The following is a 15,171-nucleotide window of genomic DNA, read 5'->3' as shown; positions in this document are numbered from 1 at the left end:
GCAAGGCCCATGACCACGCACGACCCCGCCGCCCCGGCCCCCTCGCCCGTTCCGACCTCCACCAGCGGCGTTTCGCGCCGCGGCCTGTTCGCGCTCGCCGGCGCGGCCTCGGCGCTCGCCGCGACGCCTGCGGGCGCGCGCTCATGGGGGAGCGGCTTCACTCACGGCGTCGCCAGCGGCGAGCCGCGCGCGGACCGGGTGCTGTTGTGGACCCGCTTCGTCGGCGAGGCCGACACCGTGCTCGACTGGGAAGTGAGCGCCAGCCCAGATTTCACCCGCATCGTCTCGGCGGGCAAGGCGACCGCCAGCCCCAATCGCGACTGGTGCGCCAAGGGGATCGCGAACGGGCTCGAGCCCGACAGCTGGTATTACTACCGCTTCCTCGCGCCGGGCGGCACGGTGAGCGACATCGGCCGCACCCGCACGCTGCCCGTCGGCCCGACGCAGAAATTCCGCCTCGCGGTGTTCTCCTGCTCCAATTTCGGCTTCGGCTGGTTCAATTCCTATGCCCACGCTCTCGAAGCGAACGATTGCGATCTCGCGGTGCATCTCGGCGATTACATCTACGAATACGGGCGCGGGATCTATCCTTCCGGCGGGCAGGCTCATCCGGACCGCGTGCTGGCCCCGGAAAGCGAGATCGTGGCGCTGACCGATTACCGCACGCGCTACGCGACCTATCGCGCCGACCCGGACCTCAGGCGCCTGCACCAGTCGCTCCCCATGATCGCGGTGTGGGACGACCATGAAAGCGCGAACGACAGCTGGAAGGACGGGGCGGAGAACCACCAGCCGGAAACCGAGGGCACGTGGGAGGCGCGCAAGGCGACTGCCAAGCGGGCCTACCGCGAATGGATGCCGGTGTCCGACGAGCCATACGCCGCCTATGAAATCGGCGACCTCGCCACGATCTTCCGGCTCGACACCCGGCTTGAAGGGCGCGACGAGCAGCTCGATTACGGAACGGTGCTCAAGGGCGCGAGCGACCCGGAAGGCGCGATGGCCGCGCTCGAGAATTTCCGCGAAACCGATTGGTCCGACCCTTCGCGCCACCTGCTCGGCGCCGCACAGGAGCAATGGCTTGCCGAAGGGCTCGCCGCCTCCACCAAGCGCGGGGCGACGTGGCAGGTGCTCGCCCAGCAGGTGCTGATGGGCAATCTCAACAGCCCCGCCGCGCTCACCGCGCAGATCGAGGGAAGCCTGCCCGATTTCATCCGCCAGCGCCTCACCGCCGCCGCCATGGCGGCGAAGGCGGGCCTGCCGCTCAACATGGACGCCTGGGACGGATACCCCGCCGCGCGCGAGCGGGTCTTCAAGGCCGCGCTCGAAGCGGACGCGAACCTCGTGGTGCTCGCCGGGGACACGCACAACGCGTGGGCCTTCGACCTCGACCACGAAGGCGCGAAGGTCGGCGTCGAAGTCGGCGTGCAGGGGACGACCTCGCCGGGGTTCGAAAGCTACCTTTCCTTCGTGAAGCCGGGCGATTTGGCGAGCGCGCTGGTCGCGGAGAACGCGCAATTGCAATGGGCCGACACCGCGCAGCGCGGGTATATGGCGGTCGAGCTGACCCCGGCGCGCGCGACCACGGAATTCCGCTTCGTCGACACCATCAAGACCCGCTCGACCCGCCTCGCGGGCACGAAGCGGGTGACGAGCGAGGCGGGTGCGCGGGTGCTCGAGGTCTAGGCTTCAGTCGCGGCTGAAGATCTCCTCGATCGGCAGGCCGAACACCTCGGCGATGCGGAAGGCGAGCGGGAGCGAGGGGTCGTAGCGGCCTTTCTCGATCGCGTTGACGCTCTGGCGGCTGACTTCGAGCCGGTCGGCGAGGTCCTGCTGCGACCAGTCGCGCTCGGCGCGCAGCACTTTCAGGCGGTTCTTCATCGCACCGCCCTCATGCCGCGATGCCCCGCAGGCGGAACCAGTAATAGCTCGCGATCCAGCCGATCACCATCACGCCCACGACATTGTCGCTTTCGAGCGCGGGCAGGCCGACGAACTTGCCGGCGATGATCCAGCCGGCATGGGTGAGCATGGTCGCCGCGACCGCGACGAGAGCGGCATTGGCCATGATCTGGAACGCGTATTCCTCGGTGCAGCGCCGATCGATCGCCGAAGCGGCGGCGACCGCGAGGCTGACGAGCAGGGCGACCAGCGCGATCACCGCTCCCTTGATGAACGGGCCGAGCGTGATCGCGGGATCGTCCGGCGGGTCGATTTCGGCGACCAAGGCAAGTCCGGCAATCAGCGGCAGGACAAGGAACCAGTCGAGGCGGCGAAGCGGCATTCTCATGATGGGTGTCTTTCGTGGGAAGGGAAACGGGCGGCAGCGAGGGGCGAGATGGCCCGGCGGCCCCTCACACGCTCCCCCACGTGCCGTGCTGCACGCGGTTGACCGCGGCGCCGACGAACAGGCCGACAAACCACGCCACCGCGACCCAGTAAGAGTCGAGATGCACCACGAGATCGGCGCTTTCGAGGAAGCCCCAGACCGATGCGGCGGACAGCGCGACGGCGGTCGCGACGAGCGACTGGCGCACGGTCAGCATCCGCAGGAACTCGTCCTCCTCCTCGATCATCAGCCGCCCGATCGCCCAGAACACGCCGATGATCGCAAGGCCCGGCAGGACCGCGAGCAGGACGCGCAGCGCGAGCGGCCCGGCGTCCTCGCCGAAGAAGGCCCCCTTATCAAAGAAAGAGAGCGAGGCGACCGCGACGAGGTAGAGCGAGGTGAACAGCGCGGTCCGCTTGACATAGCGCGCCTGCGCGAGCCCGCGCGATCCGGCCTCGGCCTTGGCCCGCGCGGAAAGCTGGGCGGCGCGCAGCACCGCGGCAAGCAGCGCAAGCGGGACGAGCGCGAGGACCAGCACGGTCTCCAGCCCCTCGACCGCGCCGGTCCACGTGAGCAGCCCGAGCGCGAGCGAACTCGCGACGAACAGCCCGACCCAGAAATACGGCCCGCGCCCGAGGAAGCCGCTGCGTGGGTCGCGCGCGGCGGCGGCGCTCACTGCAGGCACCCTCGGCCGCAGGGCGTGTCGGCCTGGAGGTTGCCCCAGGCCGCTCCCGCAAGGCCGAGGACGACGCCCGCACTGGCCGGGTCGCTCATCCCCTGCGACTGCATGACGAGCGCGGCGCCGATGATGACGCCGGCCCATGCGAGGGATCGGGTGATGTTGGACATGATGGCAAGCTCCCTTTCAACTATGGAAAGCACACTTGTCATACGAGTCGCGCTTTGTCAAGCGTGCTGGTCATTATATACTTGACAAAGCAGGTCCCACAACTAGTGTGAAGCCATGACGCAAACAAACCTCTTTGAGCCCCGCTTCCAGAACGCCGACAAGGCCCGCGAATATCTCGAAGCCCTGCATTGGCCCCATGGTCCCGTCTGCCCTCACTGTGGCAGCGCAGACGACCAGAAGCGCCTCAAAGGCTCCAAGCACCGCCCCGGCCTCGTCCAGTGCAATTCCTGCCGCAAGCAATACACCGTCACGGTCGGGACCGTGTTCGAACGCTCCAAGGTTCCGCTCAACAAGTGGCTGCTCGCCACGCACCTCATGTGCGCCAGCAAGAAGGGCATGAGCGCCCACCAGCTTCATCGTATGCTCGGCGTCACCTACAAGACCGCTTGGTTCATGGCCCACCGCATCCGCGAAGCCATGAAGGCCGATGGTGGCCCCATGGGCGGCCCCGGCTCCGATGTGGAGGCCGACGAAACCTACTACGGCAAGGACAAGACCAAGCCGCAGTCGCGCATGGCGATCCGCAACATGAACCGCATCGTCTCGCTCATTGACCGCAAGACGGGCCGCTCCACCTCCATTGTCTTCAACGGCTCGTTTAGCGCGGACGACATTGGCGCTTACCTGTTCACCAACGTTGACCGCCGCTCGCGCCTCCTGACGGACGACAACAAAGCCTATCGCCGCCCCGGCCAGGAGTTCGCCAAGCACGTGTGGGTTAACCACACGCAGGACGAATATGTGAGCGCCAGCGATACCACCGCCCACACCAACACGGTCGAAGGCTTCTTCGGCATCTTCAAGCGCGGGATGCGCGGCATCTACCAGCATTGCGGGCAGAACCACCTGCACCGCTACCTTGCCGAGTTCGACTTCCGTTACTCCAATCGTTCGGCCCTCGGCATCGAGGACCACGAGCGCGCCGACATTGCCCTCAAGGGCATCGTGGGCAAGCGTCTCACCTATCGGCGGACTGGCGAAGCCCTCGCCGCTTAGGCCGGAGTTGCCCCGCCCGGTTGGGGAGAGGCGTAAGCGTTGGGTGCGCTAAAGCCTTAATTCGACTCACGAAATGCACGGTTTATCCCCATGGAATCACCGCCGCGTGACTCCCGGGTCCGCTTTTGTTCCTGTATGGAATGAAAACGGGCCGGGTCGTGCGGACCCAGCCCGTATCGAAATCGCTGTGTAGGAGCGACCTCGTGTGTGGAAACTCGATGTGCCCAAGTGGGGCGCGCTGGTCAATCCCTCGCAGCACCATACGAGGTGAAGCCAATGTCAAATACGATAACTGCAACGGGCGCGTCAGGTGCTAACTACACGCTCCAGCTTGACCCCATCGGAACTGCTTACAAGCGCCTTGGTGGCGTTTACATCTTCGTCAAGCCCGCAGCCAATAGCCAGTGGAAGCCCATCTACATAGGTGAAGCTGGCGATCTGGACGAGCGCCTGAACACCAGACTCAAGAGTCACCAAGCTTGGCCCTGCATCGCAAGAAACGGGGCCACCCACATCGCCGCCATGGCCGTCTCCGGCGACCGAGAGCGTCTTCGGATCGAAACTGACATTCGTCAAAACTATAACACTCCGTGCAACCGTCAGTGAATGCGTTAGGGGTCGGCCTTCGGGTCGGCCCCGTTTTCTTTGTCCTCCCGCCGCCGCCTCCCCAGCGGGGTTGTCGGTTCGTGTTTCTTGTGCGGGGTGTTCAGCATACGCTTGAGCACCTCGTCTTCTTTCTTTTGATCGGTGTTGGTCATGTCGCGCGCTCCCCGGAAGTGCATCTTTTGCGGGTGTAACGCTAACAGCAAGGAGCACATCTGGCCAACGTGGCTCCACAAGCACTTGCGCCCCGCTCCACCGAGTGCTCGGCATAGCCAAGAATTGCATAGCTACTCACCGAGCCAAGGCCTTCGCGTAACGGGCCCCAAAGGGCGGCAAGGCGACACACGCAATATCCGCATCAGAACCGTTTGCACCCGTTGCAATAACGGATGGATGAACCGCTTGGAGCGAGATGTGCGACCAATCCTCACGCCGCTCGTGAAAGGCGACACAACCCAATTAAACGCCAGCCAAATCGCTGCGCTTACCAAATGGCTCACTTTGAAGGTGCTCGTATTGGAGCACGCCAACCCAGATGCATCGCTGACGCCCGAATCTGACCGGAGCGCGTTCTTTCAGCAGAGAGAAATCCCCGAATACTTCCGCTTCTATTGCGCCCATAACATCGGGCGCGAGCAAATGTTTTTGATGCGCCACTCCCACACAATAGCCCTCTCACGCGACGGGCCAGACCCACCCCTCAACGGAGCCTCGCGCAATGTGCAGGTTGTCACTTTTGTCGCAGGAAAAGCGGTCTTCCAAGTCGTCAGCAGCCGGCTCAACGCCTTCAGTCTTGAAGACCGGGCAATGGTGACTGGGTTCCATGACCGATGCTGCATCTGGCCCGACCCACCCGGAACTTTCCACTTCCCCAATCGCCCCAGGCTTAACGACCAAAGTATCCACTTTATCTCGAACTTCCTTGAGCGATTCATTTCCGCATCGAGAACCTACTGGGTTGATTAAGTTCTGCACCGGCCTGTCACGCGCTGATTTATCTAACGAATCCATCTTGCTTTCTCAAGTATATAATGACCAGCGTGCTTTCCAAAATGGAGCGCAACCTTGCCTCCCCCCGTATGAACGGCGCGAACTTGCGCGTGACATTCGCCTGTTGGGAGCCTATCTCGCGCGCATGGCGAAGACGCTAACCACGACGACCACTACCACCTCCGGTTTCCGGGGCGGGGTCTCGCGGGCTAGCGACAGGCTCCGCCGCCCGGCCGACGGGCGGTGCGGTGTCCTCCCGAAAACGGCCGTTCCGAACGCAACACCGCTCTTCCGGTGCATGGCCCTTTGTGGCAGGGCGCACCGCAGCAACGACGGACTGCGAGAGAAATGACCGAACTGCTCAAGATCAGCCTGCCCGACGGATCGGTGCGCGAGATGGCTCCCGGCAGCACCCCCGCCGACGTCGCCGCCGCGATCGGACCCGGGCTCGCCAAGGCCGCGCTCGCCGCGAAGGTCAACGGCGAGGTGCGCGACCTTTGCCGCCCCTTCGACAGCGACGCCGAGCTGGCGCTCATCACCGCGCGGGACGAGGAAGAGGCGCTCGAACTGGTGCGGCACGACTACGCCCACGTCCTCGCCGAAGCGGTGCAGGCGCTGTGGCCGGGCACGCAGATCACCTTCGGACCCGCCACCGACGACGGCTTCTATTATGACGTGAAGGCTCCGGAAAACCGCGAGCCTTTCTCGATGGACGACCTGCCCGCCATCGAGGAGAAGATGCGCGAGATCATCAAGGCCGACAAGCCGCTGCGCCGCGAGGTGTGGAGCCGCGAGAAGCTGATCGAAAAGTGGGAGAGCGAGGGCGAGGTCTTCAAGGCCGAATGGGCGAAGGAACTGCCCGAGGGCGAGGAACTGACGGTCTACTGGTCGGGTGACGACTGGCTCGATATGTGCCGCGGGCCGCACCTCGAATCCACGGGCAAGCTCGATCCGCAGGCGTTCAAGCTGATGCGCGTCGCCGGGGCCTATTGGCGCGGCGACCAGAGGAACGCGCAGCTCACCCGCATCTACGGCACGGGCTGGCTCAACAAGAAGCAATTGAACGCCCACCTCACCCGGCTGGAGGAAGCGGCCAAGCGCGACCACCGCAAGCTGGGACGCGAAATGGACCTCTTCCACCTGCAGGAAGAGGCGCATGGCAGCGTCTTCTGGCATCCCAAGGGCTATCGCATCTGGCGCGAGCTCGAAAGCTATATGCGCCGCAAGATGGACGCGGGCGGCTACCGCGAGATCAAGACCCCGCAGGTGATGGACGCTCGCCAGTGGGAGCAGTCCGGCCACTGGGGCAAGTATCGCGAAAATATGTTCGTCATCCCCGACGAAGTGCCCAATACGGAGGAAGGCGCGGAGCTGATCTCCAAGGACGCCGACTGGATGGCATTGAAGCCGATGAACTGCCCGGCGCACGTGCTCGTCTTCAAGCAGGGCATCACCAGCTACCGCGACCTGCCGATCCGGCTGGGCGAGATGGGCTGCTGCCACCGCAACGAACCGCACGGGGCGCTGCACGGCCTTATGCGCGTGCGCCAGTTCACGCAGGACGACGCGCATATCTTCTGCACCGAAAGCCAAGTGGTGAGCGAGGTCCAGCGCTTCCTCACGCTGGCCGACAGCGTCTACCGCGACTTCGGCTTCAGCTACGACATCAAGCTCGCGCTCAGGCCCGAGCAGCGCTTCGGAAGCGATGCCGACTGGGACAAGGCCGAGCAGGAACTGCGCGATGCGCTCAGCGCCAACGGCCTCGAATGGGAGGAGCTGCCGGGCGAGGGGGCGTTCTACGCGCCCAAGCTCGAATGGCACCTCACCGACGCGATCGGGCGCACGTGGCAGGTCGGCACGATCCAGTCCGACCGCGTCCTGCCCGAAAGGCTCGATGCGACCTACGTGGGCGAGGACGGGGAGAAGCACCGCCCGGTGATGCTCCACCGCGCGATCTTCGGCTCCTACGAACGCTTCATCGGCATCCTGATCGAACACTTCGCCGGGCGCCTGCCCGCCTGGCTCGCCCCGGTGCAGGCGGTGGTCGCGACCATCGTTTCGGACGCGGACGACTATGCGAACGACGCGACCGCGAAGCTCGAGGCGGCGGGCCTGCGGGTAGAGAGCGATCTTCGCAACGAGAAGATCAACTACAAGGTGCGCGAACACTCGCTCGCCAAGGTTCCCTACCTGCTGGTTGTCGGCAAGCGCGAGGCGGAGGAAGGCACGGTCGCGATGCGGATCCTCGGCGAGAAGGAGCAGCGCGTGCTCCCGCTGGACGAGGCGATCGCGCTGATCCGCGAGGCGGCGACCCCGCCCGATCTTGCCGAATAGGCCCTTGGAAGACCTTGCCGGTTTCAGCGCGGCGCAGGTCGCGCTTGCCGTGGCGGCGACGCTCGGCGCGGCCTTCATCCGGGGGCTGACCGGCTTCGGCTTCGGCATATTGCTCGTGCCCGTCCTGGCGCTGGCGCTGACCCCGGTCGAGGCGGTGCTGGCGATCAACATCATGGCCGGGCTCCTCGCGTTGACCGAGATCCGCCTGATCCTGCGCGAGGCCGAAAGGAGCGCGCTCACCATCGGCGCGCTGGTGGTGCTGGCGACGGCGCCGGGGCTGATGCTGCTCGACGCGACCCCGCCGGACCTTGCGCGCCTGCTGATCGCGCTGATCGCGCTGTCGGCCTTCGCCGCGGTGCTCGCGCCCAAGCGTGGGCCGGAGCAGCCGGGCGTCGTCACGACCGCCGCGGTCGGCGTGTCGGCGGGGCTGCTGACGGGCTTTGCCGCCATGCCCGGCCCGCCGGTCGTGCCCTATTATGTCGGGCGCGCCATCCCGCGCATGACGGCGAAGGCCTCGATGATCGGGATCTTCGGGCTTGCCGCCATGGCCGGGATCGGTTCGGGCACGGCGCTCGGCGTGCTCGAATGGCGAATCGTGGTGCTGAGCCTCGCGCTCTTCCCGCTGGTCCTGCTGGGCAACTGGGTCGGGAGCCTCGCTTTCGGCAAGGTCGAGGATGCGGTCTGGCGGACCTGCGTCGGCGCGGTGCTGGGCGCGGCGGCGATCGCGGCGCTGGTGCGGCTGGTCTAGGTCAGAAGGGGAGCGGCTGGCCAGCGAGGATCAGCGCGAGCGCGGTGGCGGTGATGATCGCCGTGCGCAGGATCGCTTCCTGGCGCAGCGCGATCTGCGCGCGAGTCGTGCGGGCAAGGGCGATTGCTTGAGCCATGCGCTGCAATCTCGGTGCAAGACCCTAACGAAGCGTTAAGCCGCGCTCGGCATCTGCTGGCTGGCGCAGTGGAATCCGCCGCCCCCGGCCAGCACGGCATCGGCGGGAAGGCCCACCGTCTCCCGGTCGGTGAAAAGCGCGGCGATGGCGGCCACCCCATCCGCATCATGGGGCGAGCCGAAGGTCGGGACCACGACGAGGTTCGAGGTGATCGCGAAATTGACGTAGCTTGCAGGCTCCACTTGCCCGTCGCGCAGGATCAGGCCGGGCGAGGGGATGCGCACGACCTCCAGCCCCGCCGCGCCCGCGCGGCGCGCCGCGTCCGCGTAGATCGCCGCATTGGGATCGTCGCGCCCGCTCGTTTGCGGGACGACGAGGCGGTTTTCGCCCACGAAGCGGGCAAGGTTGTCGACATGGCCGTCGGTGTGGTCGTTCACCAGCCCCTCGCCGAGCCACACGATGCGGGTGAAGCCGAGATGTTCGGCGAGTTGCGCCTCGATGGCCTCGCGGCTCATCGCGAGGTTGCGATTGGAATTCAAAAGGCACTGCTCGGTCGTGACGCACAGCCCGGTCCCGTCCGTGTCCACCGCGCCGCCTTCGAGGATCATCGCAGAGCGCGTCACGGCGAGCCCCGCATCGCGTGCTATTTCCTCGCCGATGCTCTCGTCGCCCGGCATTTCATACTTGCCGCCCCAGCCGTTGAAGGCGAAGCGCACCGCGCGACGCCCACTTTTCCCGCCGCCGTCGTCCAGCACCACCAGCGGCCCGGTGTCGCGCAGCCAGATGTCGCCGTAGACCCGCCGCTCGAGCGTGACCCTGCCGCTCACGAGCGACCGTGCGCGCGCCTCGTTCGCGTCGTCGCGGACCAGCAGGCGGACCTCCTGCCCGCTGTCGGCGACCGCGCTGGCGAAAGCGGCGACCTGTTCCTGCGCGGCTTCGAGGAAGCCGGGCCATTCGTCGGCAAGGTGGGGGAAGCCGATCCACAGCCAGTCCTGCTTCGCCCATTCGGGCGGCATTCTCACGGCCACGGCGCGGCTCCCCGGTCCCGATCAGCAGCCCGAATCCGACGCGGCGCAGCTTTCGTCGCGCACGCCGCGGAATTCGTCGCCCTCGTTCCAGTTCGGCCAGTTGGTGCTCGCCGCGAGCGCGCGGCCGATGCGGTAGAACAGCTGCAGGTCGGCCATCACGCCCGACCAGTCCCAGTTCGGATCATATTCGTCCTTGGGGCCGTGATAGCGGTTCTCGGTGTAGTCCCGCGCGATCGCCGCGCCCGCTTCGCGCCCGCCTTCGACGAGGTCTTCGCCCCCGTCGACATAGAGCATCGGCACGCCGCGCTTGGCGAAGGCGAAGTGGTCGGAGCGGTAGTAATAGCCCGCCTCCGGCTTGGGATTGGGCGTCGCCACCCGGTCGCTTGCCGCCAGCGCGCGTTCGAGGAACAGGTCGAGCTGCGACTTGCCCGGCCCGACCACGGTCACGTCCTTCGCCGGGCCCGCCATCTGGAAGGCGTCCATGTTGATGCCGCCGACCGTCTGCGCGAGCGGGAAGACCGGGTTGGCGGCGTAGTAATCCGCGCCCAGCAGGCCCGATTCCTCCGCCGTGACCGCGAGGAAGACGAGGCTGCGCCGCGCAGCGCCCGCGTTGGCGTGCGCCTCGGCAAGCGCGACGAGCGCCGCGGTCCCGGTCGCGTTGTCGACCGCGCCGTTGCAGATGTCGTCGCCGTCAGGGGCGGGCTTGCAGCGGCCGAGATGGTCCCAGTGCGCGGTGTGGATGACGTATTCGTCGGGCGCTTCCGAACCCGGCAGCACGCCGATGACGTTGCGCGAGGTGAAGCTGCGGAAGTCGTTCGAAAAGCTGGTCGAGGCCGACAGGCCCAGCGGGACCGCCTTGAAGCCCTTCTCCTTCGCCGCCTTCGTCAGTTCGTCGAGGTCCTGCCCGGCCGCGGCGAGGATTTCGCGCGCGACTTGCCTCTGGACCCAGCCATTGACCTTGGTCAGCGGCGGGGCGTTCTCCCCGCGCTGGGCATAGGCTTGCGGGCCGGACCACGAGCTTTCGACGACGTTCCAGCCATAGCTTGCGGGCTCGGTCTGGTGGACGATCAGCGCGGCGGCCGCGCCCTGCCTTGCGGCTTCTTCGTATTTGTAGGTCCAGCGCCCGTAATAGGTCATGGCCTTGCCGCCGAAAGTCCCGGTCAGGCCCGGCGTTTCCCAGTCGGGATCGTTGACGAGGATGACCACGGTCTTGCCGGTGACATCGATGCCTTCGTAGTCGTTCCAGCCGCGCTCGGGCGCGTTGATGCCGTAGCCGACGAAGACCAGTTCGCTGTCATCGAGGCTGGTGGCCGCGTCCTCCCGGTAGGTCACGCCGACCCATTCCTCGCCGTAGTCATAGGAGAGCCGCGTGTCGCCGCCCGCGATGGTGAGCGGGGCGAAGTCCTTGCCCGTGATCTCGACCAGCGGCACTTCCTGCACCCAGCTGCCTTGGTTGCCCGGCTCCAGCCCTGCGGCCTCGAACCGCTCGATCAGGTAGGCGACGGTCTTTTCCTCGCCCTCGGTTCCCGGCATCCGGCCCTCGAAACTGTCCTGCGAGAGCGTTTCGGTGACCGTCTTCATCGTCTCTTCGGAGATTTCGCCCGGTTCGACCTCGGGAATGTCGAGCGCGGTTTCGGCCGAATCCATGCCCGGGAAGGCGGCATCGCAGGCCGCCAGCGCAAATGCCCCTGCAAGAGCGGCGGCGCGGATCGCGAATGATCGTTTCATTGCTCTGTAAAATCCTCTGTTCCCCGTGAAAGGCGCCTCTCTCGCAGAGCGGGCCTCGCGGGGCAAGCCGAGGATGCTTGCCCCGCGAGGCCCGCCCGGCCAAAGGAGGCGCATGGCACCGACGCCCGACTGGACCGGCGCGCTCGAGCGGGCGCGCGCCCATGCGCCCTTCCTTGCGCGCGCGCTCGATCGGCAGGAGGAACTCGCCGCGATGCTTGCCGCGGGCGAGGGCGAGGCGGCGCTGGAACGGGCAAGGGCGCTTGGCGAAAGCGAAGATGTCGAACCGGCGCTGCGCCGCGAAAGGCTCGCGCTGGCGACCGCCTTGGCGATCGGGGATCTTGCCGGCGCCTTTCCGCTCGCACGCGTGACGGGCGAACTCACCGCCTTCGCCGACCGCGCGCTCGACCGCGCGATCCGCGCCGCGATCCGCGAGCGCACGGGCGAGGACAGCGCGGATGGTTTCGTAGCTTTGGCGCTCGGCAAGCAGGGCGCGGGCGAGCTCAACTATTCCTCCGACATCGACCCTATTTTGCTGTTCGACCCCGACCGCCTGCCCCGCCGCGAGCGCGACGATCCGGGCGAGGCGGCGCAGCGCTATGCCCGCAGGATCGTGCGGCTGCTCTCCGAGACGACCGCCGAGGGCTATGTCATGCGGGTCGATCTGCGCCTGCGCCCGGCGAGCGAGATCAGCCCGCCCGCCGTGCCGATCGCCTCCGCGCTCGCCCACTACCAGGGACAGGCGCTGGCGTGGGAGCGCGCCGCCTTCGTCCGCGCGCGCCCGGCGGCGGGGGACATCGCAATGGGCGAGGACTTCCTCGCCGCGACCCGCCCCTTCGTCTGGCGGCGGCATCTCGATTTCGGCGCGGTCGCGGAAATCCGGCGCCTGACCAAGCGTATCCGCGAGGAGCACGAAGGCCCGCCCCGGCCCGGCCCCGGCTTCGACGTGAAGCGCGGGCGCGGCGGCATCCGCGAGATCGAATTCTACGCCCAGACGCTCCAGCTCATCCACGGCGGGCGCGATCCGTCGCTGCGAGTGCTGGGCACGCGCGAGGCGCTCGATGCGCTGGCCGCCGCGGGGCACGTGGGCGTGGACGAAGCGCGGGTGCTGGGCGAGGGCTATGACCGCCTGCGCGTGGTCGAGCACCGCCTGCAGATGGTCCACGACCGCCAGACCCACACGCTGCCCGAAAGCGGCGAAGCACTGGGTGCGGTCGCGCGGCTCGACGGGCTGGCGGACGGCGCGGCGCTGGTGGAGGAACTGACCGAGCTGACCGCGCGCACGGGTGCGATCTACGAGGCGCTGATCCGTGAGGACACGCCCCCCGCCCCGTCGCCGCCCCCAGCCCCTCCCGCCGCCGAGGAGGCCGCCGACCCTGACGAACGCGCCGAACGCGCTGCCGCTCTGGGCGAGCGGATGGAGGGCTGGCGCGACGGGCGTTACCAATCGCTCCGCTCGCCCCAGGCGCTCGCCGCCTTCGACGCGATCGCGCCGACCCTGGCCGAAGCCTTCCTCGCCGCCGACGATCCCGAACGCGCGCTGGTGCGCTGGGAAAGCGTGCTCGACCGCGCGAGTTCGGCGATCAACCTGTTCCACCTGCTCAAGGCGCGGCCGGACCTGCTCGAACGGCTGATCTCGGCGCTCACGCTCGCCCCGGTGCTGGCCGACGAACTGGCACGGCGGCCCGAACTGCTCGACATATTGCTCGATCGCGAGGCCCCCGCCGTGCCGCGCGCGGTGGAGGCGATCATGGGCCGCATCGCCGCCGCCGCCGCGCGCGAGGATTACGAGGCGCTATTGGACGCGATCCGGGTGGTGACGGGCGAAATCCGCTTCGCGCTCGGCGTGCAGCTGGTCGAGGGCGAGGCCGATCCGCTCGACGTCGCCGCATCGCTTTCGCGCACCGCAGAGGCCGCGCTGCGACTCGCCCACGCGGCGACGGCGGCGGAATTCGAGCGCGCGCATGGCCGGATCGCGGGAAGCGAACTGCTCGTGCTGGGGCTCGGGCGGTTCGGCGGCGGGGCGCTGACCCACGCCTCGGACCTGGACATCGTCTATCTCTTCACCGGCGATTTCGCCGCGCAGTCGGACGGCAAGCGGCCCCTGGGCGCGACGCATTACTTCAACCGCCTCGCCAGCCGGGTGAGCGCGGCGCTCTCGGTCCCCACCGCCGAGGGCGCGCTCTACGAGATCGACACGCGCCTGCGTCCGCAGGGGGCGCAGGGGCCGCTCGCGGTGAGCTGCGAGGCTTTCGCCAAGTACCAGCGCGAGGCGGCGTGGACGTGGGAGCACATGGCGCTCGCCCGGGCGCGGGTGCTGGTCGCGTCGGACGAGGCGCGCGCCGAGGTCGAGGCGCTGATCGCCGATGTCCTGTTCCGCCCGCGCGATCCCGGCGACCTCAGGGAATCCGTGCTCGAGATGCGCGACACCATGGCGCGGCACAAGCCCGCCGGGGGCGTGCTCGACGTCAAGCTGCTGCGCGGCGGGCTGGTCGATTTCGAATTCCTCGTCCACTACCTCCAGCTGAAGGGCGGGCGCGCGCTGGCCGATGCTTCGCCGCAAGCCTTCTCCGCCGATCTTGGCACGGCGATCCCGGCGCTGGTCGAAGCGGGCCTGCTGCCCGAAGGCTTCCGCGAGGACTACGACCTGATGACCCGCCTGCTGGTCGCCGGGCGCCTGCTCGCGCCCGGCGGGATCGAGCCGCCCCCGCTCGCCGCGCGTGCGCTGGCGCGGGCCTGCCGCACGCAGGATTACGCCAGCCTCTTGCGCGCGCTCGGGCAGGCGCGGCAAAGGGTGGCGCGGACCTGGCACGCGATTCTCGGCCAGGACATCACCAACCAGCAGGGGACCTGACACATGAGCGACTTTCCGCAAGTGGGCGACGCCATGCCCGACATCGCGATGGAAACGCCCGACGGGGGCAGCGTGAAGCCGTCCGACTTCAAGGGCAGGAAACTGGTCGTGTTCTTCTACCCCAAGGACAACACGCCCGGCTGCACCACCGAAGCGAAGGATTTCTCCGCGCTGAAGGGCGAATTCGACGCGGCGGGCGTGGCGCTGCTCGGCGTGTCGAAGGATTCTCCGAAAAAGCACCAGAACTTCATCGCCAAGCATGACCTCACCACCCCGCTCGCGACCGACGCGGAAGAAGGCGGGCTGTCCGACGCGCTCGGCGTGTGGGCGGAAAAGCAGATGTATGGGAAGACCTACATGGGCATGGTGCGCTCGACCTATCTGGTCGGCGCGGACGGCAAGATCGCGCAGGTCTGGCCCAAGGTGAAGGTCAAGGGCCACGCCGAGGAAGTGCTGGCGGCGGCGAAAGCGCTTTGAGCGGCGGCGCTGCTCTTCGCCAAAGTGTTGCCCCAAAGAGC

General features: G+C 67.5%; 16 protein-coding genes. 7 read left to right on the top strand and 9 right to left on the bottom strand.

Going from position 1 to position 15,171, the window contains the following annotated elements; all coding sequences use genetic code 11:
* Positions 1-9 precede the first annotated feature (9 nt).
* Entirely contained in the window at positions 10-1,686 is a 1,677-nt protein-coding gene (locus G9473_RS12310; RefSeq protein WP_291133625.1) for an alkaline phosphatase D family protein, read from the top strand.
* Positions 1,687-1,689: 3 nt separating this feature from the next.
* Here the strand turns inward: G9473_RS12310 and G9473_RS12305 are convergent, their stop codons facing one another.
* The 4 genes from G9473_RS12305 to G9473_RS12290 all read right to left on the bottom strand — a co-directional run bounded on the left by G9473_RS12305 (position 1,690) and on the right by G9473_RS12290 (position 3,178).
* Positions 1,690-1,881: a helix-turn-helix transcriptional regulator gene (locus G9473_RS12305; protein ID WP_291133624.1), complete on the bottom strand. Its 192-nt coding sequence runs from the start codon at positions 1,879-1,881 to the stop codon at positions 1,690-1,692.
* A 10-nt stretch (positions 1,882-1,891) separates the two neighbouring features.
* Positions 1,892-2,290, bottom strand: coding sequence for a hypothetical protein (locus G9473_RS12300; RefSeq protein WP_291133623.1), 399 nt, complete (start codon positions 2,288-2,290; stop codon positions 1,892-1,894).
* A 64-nt stretch (positions 2,291-2,354) separates the two neighbouring features.
* Positions 2,355-3,005, bottom strand: coding sequence for a hypothetical protein (locus tag G9473_RS12295; protein WP_291133622.1), 651 nt, complete (start codon positions 3,003-3,005; stop codon positions 2,355-2,357).
* Entirely contained in the window at positions 3,002-3,178 is a 177-nt protein-coding gene (locus G9473_RS12290) for a hypothetical protein (RefSeq protein ID WP_291133621.1), read from the bottom strand. Before G9473_RS12290 ends, G9473_RS12295 begins: the two co-directional genes overlap by 4 nt.
* Before the next feature lie 115 nt (positions 3,179-3,293).
* Here G9473_RS12290 and G9473_RS12285 point away from each other — a divergent pair, with 115 nt between their 5' ends.
* Positions 3,294-4,235 carry an IS1595 family transposase gene (locus G9473_RS12285; protein ID WP_291133620.1) on the top strand — a complete coding sequence of 314 codons (942 nt, stop codon included), beginning with the start codon at positions 3,294-3,296 and terminating at the stop codon, positions 4,233-4,235.
* A gap of 306 nt (positions 4,236-4,541) precedes the next feature.
* On the opposite strand, the gene G9473_RS12280 is transcribed toward G9473_RS12285, so the two are convergent.
* Positions 4,542-4,811, bottom strand: a complete 270-nt coding sequence (locus G9473_RS12280; protein ID WP_291133619.1) for a hypothetical protein — start codon at positions 4,809-4,811, stop codon at positions 4,542-4,544.
* 35 nt (positions 4,812-4,846) lie between these two features.
* Positions 4,847-4,993: a hypothetical protein gene (locus G9473_RS12275; protein ID WP_291133618.1), complete on the bottom strand. Its 147-nt coding sequence runs from the start codon at positions 4,991-4,993 to the stop codon at positions 4,847-4,849.
* Positions 4,994-5,231: 238 nt separating this feature from the next.
* Between G9473_RS12275 and G9473_RS12270 the strand changes: the two genes are divergently transcribed.
* The 3 genes from G9473_RS12270 to G9473_RS12260 all read left to right on the top strand — a co-directional run bounded on the left by G9473_RS12270 (position 5,232) and on the right by G9473_RS12260 (position 8,910).
* Entirely contained in the window at positions 5,232-5,804 is a 573-nt protein-coding gene (locus G9473_RS12270; RefSeq protein WP_291133617.1) for a hypothetical protein, read from the top strand.
* A gap of 372 nt (positions 5,805-6,176) precedes the next feature.
* Complete coding sequence (gene thrS, locus G9473_RS12265; RefSeq protein WP_291133616.1) at positions 6,177-8,162, top strand: threonine--tRNA ligase; 1,986 nt, start codon at positions 6,177-6,179, stop codon at positions 8,160-8,162.
* Positions 8,152-8,910, top strand: a complete 759-nt coding sequence (locus G9473_RS12260; RefSeq protein WP_291133615.1) for a TSUP family transporter — start codon at positions 8,152-8,154, stop codon at positions 8,908-8,910. Before thrS ends, G9473_RS12260 begins: the two co-directional genes overlap by 11 nt.
* A gap of 1 nt (position 8,911) precedes the next feature.
* On the opposite strand, the gene G9473_RS12255 is transcribed toward G9473_RS12260, so the two are convergent.
* Genes G9473_RS12255 through G9473_RS12245 form a run of 3 tightly spaced genes read right to left on the bottom strand, consistent with a single transcriptional unit; the run spans position 8,912 to position 11,802 of the window.
* The gene (locus G9473_RS12255; RefSeq protein WP_291133614.1) at positions 8,912-9,046 is read right to left on the bottom strand and encodes a hypothetical protein; all 135 of its coding nucleotides are present in this window, start codon (positions 9,044-9,046) and stop codon (positions 8,912-8,914) included.
* A 35-nt stretch (positions 9,047-9,081) separates the two neighbouring features.
* Positions 9,082-10,074, bottom strand: coding sequence for an agmatine deiminase family protein (locus G9473_RS12250; protein WP_291133613.1), 993 nt, complete (start codon positions 10,072-10,074; stop codon positions 9,082-9,084).
* A gap of 21 nt (positions 10,075-10,095) precedes the next feature.
* Entirely contained in the window at positions 10,096-11,802 is a 1,707-nt protein-coding gene (locus G9473_RS12245; protein ID WP_291133612.1) for a M28 family metallopeptidase, read from the bottom strand.
* A 112-nt stretch (positions 11,803-11,914) separates the two neighbouring features.
* On the opposite strand from G9473_RS12245, the gene glnE reads away from it, so the two are divergent.
* On the top strand, positions 11,915-14,653 hold the full coding sequence (gene glnE, locus G9473_RS12240) for a bifunctional [glutamate--ammonia ligase]-adenylyl-L-tyrosine phosphorylase/[glutamate--ammonia-ligase] adenylyltransferase (RefSeq protein ID WP_291133611.1): 2,739 nt from the start codon (positions 11,915-11,917) through the stop codon (positions 14,651-14,653).
* A gap of 3 nt (positions 14,654-14,656) precedes the next feature.
* Positions 14,657-15,130, top strand: a complete 474-nt coding sequence (locus tag G9473_RS12235) for a peroxiredoxin (protein ID WP_291133610.1) — start codon at positions 14,657-14,659, stop codon at positions 15,128-15,130.
* The last annotated feature ends 41 nt before the right edge of the window (positions 15,131-15,171 follow it).

Source organism: Erythrobacter sp., assembly GCF_011765465.1.
GTDB lineage: Bacteria > Pseudomonadota > Alphaproteobacteria > Sphingomonadales > Sphingomonadaceae > Erythrobacter.
This window is presented reverse-complemented; position numbering and strand designations above follow the sequence as displayed.